Annotated in this window: 1 tRNA gene and 3 rRNA genes; all 4 read right to left on the bottom strand. The window is 49.8% G+C overall.

Going from position 1 to position 5,056, the window contains the following annotated elements:
- Window position 1: 1 nt before the first annotated feature.
- Window positions 2–117: ribosomal RNA gene (rrf, locus tag HMPREF2628_RS01990) — 5S ribosomal RNA — on the bottom strand.
- A gap of 76 nt (window positions 118–193) precedes the next feature.
- Window positions 194–3,095 (bottom strand): 23S ribosomal RNA (locus HMPREF2628_RS01985).
- A gap of 125 nt (window positions 3,096–3,220) precedes the next feature.
- Window positions 3,221–3,293 (bottom strand) — tRNA-Ala (locus tag HMPREF2628_RS01980).
- 51 nt (window positions 3,294–3,344) lie between these two features.
- Window positions 3,345–4,890 (bottom strand): 16S ribosomal RNA (locus HMPREF2628_RS01975).
- Together the 16S, 23S and 5S rRNA genes with 1 tRNA gene alongside form the textbook arrangement of a ribosomal RNA operon.
- Window positions 4,891–5,056 lie beyond the last annotated feature (166 nt).

Genomic DNA, 5,056 nt, shown 5'->3' with positions numbered 1-5,056 from the left:
AGCTAAGCGACTTCCATATCTCACAGGGGGCAACCCCCAACTACTTCCGGCGTTCTAGGGCTTAACTTCTGTGTTCGGCATGGGTACAGGTGTATCTCCTAGGCTATCGTCACTTAACTCTGAGTAATACCTACTCAAAATTGAATATCTATTCAAACCAAGAAAACCGTTCGCTTTCATATTCTCAGTTACTTTGGATAAGTCCTCGAGCTATTAGTATTAGTCCGCTACATGTGTCGCCACACTTCCACTTCTAACCTATCTACCTGATCATCTCTCAGGGCTCTTACTGATATAAAATCATGGGAAATCTCATCTTGAGGTGGGTTTCACACTTAGATGCTTTCAGCGTTTATCCCTTCCCTACATAGCTACCCAGCGATGCCTTTGGCAAGACAACTGGTACACCAGCGGTAAGTCCACTCTGGTCCTCTCGTACTAGGAGCAGATCCTCTCAAATTTCCTACGCCCGCGACGGATAGGGACCGAACTGTCTCACGACGTTCTGAACCCAGCTCGCGTGCCGCTTTAATGGGCGAACAGCCCAACCCTTGGGACCGACTACAGCCCCAGGATGCGACGAGCCGACATCGAGGTGCCAAACCTCCCCGTCGATGTGAACTCTTGGGGGAGATAAGCCTGTTATCCCCAGGGTAGCTTTTATCCGTTGAGCGATGGCCCTTCCATACGGAACCACCGGATCACTAAGCCCGACTTTCGTCCCTGCTCGAGTTGTAGCTCTCGCAGTCAAGCTCCCTTATACCTTTACACTCTGCGAATGATTTCCAACCATTCTGAGGGAACCTTTGGGCGCCTCCGTTACCTTTTAGGAGGCGACCGCCCCAGTCAAACTGCCCGTCAGACACTGTCTCCGATAGGGATCACCTATCCGGGTTAGAGTGGCCATAACACAAGGGTAGTATCCCAACAACGTCTCCTTCGAAACTGGCGTCCCGATCTCATAGACTCCTACCTATCCTGTACATGTGGTACAGACACTCAATATCAAACTGCAGTAAAGCTCCATGGGGTCTTTCCGTCCTGTCGCGGGTAACCTGCATCTTCACAGGTACTAAAATTTCACCGAGTCTCTCGTTGAGACAGTGCCCAAATCATTACGCCTTTCGTGCGGGTCGGAACTTACCCGACAAGGAATTTCGCTACCTTAGGACCGTTATAGTTACGGCCGCCGTTTACTGGGGCTTCAATTCATACCTTCGCTTACGCTAAGCACTCCTCTTAACCTTCCAGCACCGGGCAGGCGTCACCCCCTATACATCATCTTACGATTTAGCAGAGAGCTGTGTTTTTGATAAACAGTTGCTTGGGCCTATTCACTGCGGCTGACTTTAAGTCAGCACCCCTTCTCCCGAAGTTACGGGGTCATTTTGCCGAGTTCCTTAACGAGAGTTCTCTCGCTCACCTGAGGCTACTCGCCTCGACTACCTGTGTCGGTTTGCGGTACGGGTAGAGTATGTTTAAACGCTAGAAGCTTTTCTTGGCAGTGTGACGTCACTAACTTCGCTACTAAACTTCGCTCCCCATCACAGCTCAATGTTAAAGATATAAGCATTTGACTCATATCACACCTCACTGCTTAGACAGACTCTTCCAATCGTCTGCTTTAGTTAGCCTACTGCGTCCCTCCATCACTACATACTCTAGTACAGGAATATCAACCTGTTGTCCATCGGATACACCTTTCGGTCTCTCCTTAGGTCCCGACTAACCCAGGGCGGACGAGCCTTCCCCTGGAAACCTTAGTCTTACGGTGGACAGGATTCTCACCTGTCTTTCGCTACTCATACCGGCATTCTCACTTCTATGCGTTCCAGCACTCCTCACGGTACACCTTCATCACACATAGAACGCTCTCCTACCATACCTATAAAGGTATCCACAGCTTCGGTAAATTGTTTTAGCCCCGGTACATTTTCGGCGCAGGGTCACTCGACTAGTGAGCTATTACGCACTCTTTGAATGAATAGCTGCTTCTAAGCTAACATCCTAGTTGTCTGTGCAACCCCACATCCTTTTCCACTTAACAATTATTTTGGGACCTTAGCTGGTGGTCTGGGCTGTTTCCCTTTCGACTACGGATCTTAGCACTCGCAGTCTGACTGCCGACCATAATTCATTGGCATTCGGAGTTTATCTGAGATTGGTAATCCGGGATGGACCCCTCACCCAAACAGTGCTCTACCTCCAAGAATCTCTAATGTCGACGCTAGCCCTAAAGCTATTTCGGAGAGAACCAGCTATCTCCAAGTTCGTTTGGAATTTCTCCGCTACCCACAAGTCATCCAAGCACTTTTCAACGTGCCCTGGTTCGGTCCTCCAGTGCGTCTTACCGCACCTTCAACCTGCTCATGGGTAGGTCACATGGTTTCGGGTCTACGTCATGATACTAAGGCGCCCTATTCAGACTCGGTTTCCCTACGGCTCCGTCTCTTCAACTTAACCTCGCATCATAACGTAACTCGCCGGTTCATTCTACAAAAGGCACGCTCTCACCCATTAACGGGCTCGAACTTGTTGTAGGCACACGGTTTCAGGTTCTATTTCACTCCCCTCCCGGGGTGCTTTTCACCTTTCCCTCACGGTACTGGTTCACTATCGGTCACTAGGGAGTATTTAGGGTTGGGAGATGGTCCTCCCAGATTCCGACGGGATTTCACGTGTCCCGCCGTACTCAGGATACTGCTAGGTACAAAGACTATTTTAAATACGAGGCTATTACTCTCTTTGGCTGATCTTCCCAAATCATTCTTCTATAATCTTTGAGTCCACATTGCAGTCCTACAACCCCGAAGAGTAAACTCTTCGGTTTGCCCTTCTGCCGTTTCGCTCGCCGCTACTAAGGCAATCGCTTTTGCTTTCTCTTCCTGCAGCTACTTAGATGTTTCAGTTCACTGCGTCTTCCTCCTCACATCCTTAACAGATGCGGGTAACAGGTAGTACCTGTTGGGTTCCCCCATTCGGAAATCCCTGGATCATCGCTTACTTACAGCTACCCAAGGCATATCGTCGTTTGTCACGTCCTTCTTCGGCTCCTAGTGCCAAGGCATCCACCGTGCGCCCTTATTAACTTAACCTTATTTTTCTGACCTTTCAGTCATAAACTCTTATTAATACTACAGCGTTTTCGGTTTATTTTCTTGTTACTATTTGATATAGATATTCAATTTTCAATGTGCATTACTTGGTGATCTCTCACCAATGGAGCCTAGCGGGATCGAACCGCTGACCTCCTGCGTGCAAAGCAGGCGCTCTCCCAGCTGAGCTAAGGCCCCACAAGACCTCTCAAGACTAAACAAGACCAATGCGCAGTTCCTTATCCTTAGAAAGGAGGTGATCCAGCCGCACCTTCCGATACGGCTACCTTGTTACGACTTCACCCCAATCATCTATCCCACCTTAGGCGGCTGGCTCCTTACGGTTACCTCACCGACTTCGGGTGTTACAAACTCTCGTGGTGTGACGGGCGGTGTGTACAAGGCCCGGGAACGTATTCACCGCGGCGTGCTGATCCGCGATTACTAGCGATTCCGACTTCATGTAGGCGAGTTGCAGCCTACAATCCGAACTGAGACTGGCTTTAAGAGATTAGCTTGCCGTCACCGGCTTGCGACTCGTTGTACCAGCCATTGTAGCACGTGTGTAGCCCAGGTCATAAGGGGCATGATGATTTGACGTCATCCCCACCTTCCTCCGGTTTATTACCGGCAGTCTCGCTAGAGTGCCCAACTGAATGATGGCAACTAACAATAGGGGTTGCGCTCGTTGCGGGACTTAACCCAACATCTCACGACACGAGCTGACGACAACCATGCACCACCTGTCACCTCTGTCCCGAAGGAAAGCTCTATCTCTAGAGCGGTCAGAGGGATGTCAAGACCTGGTAAGGTTCTTCGCGTTGCTTCGAATTAAACCACATGCTCCACCGCTTGTGCGGGCCCCCGTCAATTCCTTTGAGTTTCAACCTTGCGGTCGTACTCCCCAGGCGGAGTGCTTAATGCGTTAGCTACGGCACTAAACCCCGGAAAGGGTCTAACACCTAGCACTCATCGTTTACGGCGTGGACTACCAGGGTATCTAATCCTGTTTGCTCCCCACGCTTTCGAGCCTCAGCGTCAGTTACAAGCCAGAGAGCCGCTTTCGCCACCGGTGTTCCTCCATATATCTACGCATTTCACCGCTACACATGGAATTCCACTCTCCCCTCTTGCACTCAAGTTAAACAGTTTCCAAAGCGTACTATGGTTAAGCCACAGCCTTTAACTTCAGACTTATCTAACCGCCTGCGCTCGCTTTACGCCCAATAAATCCGGACAACGCTCGGGACCTACGTATTACCGCGGCTGCTGGCACGTAGTTAGCCGTCCCTTTCTGGTAAGATACCGTCACAGTGTGAACTTTCCACTCTCACACTCGTTCTTCTCTTACAACAGAGCTTTACGATCCGAAAACCTTCTTCACTCACGCGGCGTTGCTCGGTCAGACTTCCGTCCATTGCCGAAGATTCCCTACTGCTGCCTCCCGTAGGAGTCTGGGCCGTGTCTCAGTCCCAGTGTGGCCGATCACCCTCTCAGGTCGGCTATGTATCGTCGCCTTGGTGAGCCGTTACCCCACCAACTAGCTAATACAACGCAGGTCCATCTGGTAGTGATGCAATTGCACCTTTTAAGCAAATGTCATGCAACATCTACTATTATGCGGTATTAGCTATCGTTTCCAATAGTTATCCCCCGCTACCAGGCAGGTTACCTACGCGTTACTCACCCGTTCGCAACTCATCCAGAGAAGCAAGCTCCTCCTTCAGCGTTCTACTTGCATGTATTAGGCACGCCGCCAGCGTTCGTCCTGAGCCAGGATCAAACTCTCATTAAAAGTTTGAGTTCTCACTCATTTCTGTCACTGACAGATTTATTGTTTTTTCATTGTTCAGTACTACAACCTTAGTTGTAGTGCCCTGCACATTGGTTCGTCTTGTTCAGTTTTCAAAGGTCTTTGTCACTTACTTCTCTCAAGTGACAACTATATTAGTATATCACAG

The organism is Streptococcus sp. HMSC063B03 (assembly GCF_001836965.1).
GTDB lineage: Bacteria > Bacillota > Bacilli > Lactobacillales > Streptococcaceae > Streptococcus > Streptococcus pneumoniae_F.
Note: the sequence above shows the minus strand (reverse complement) of the source record. Positions and strands in the feature narration are given on the sequence as shown.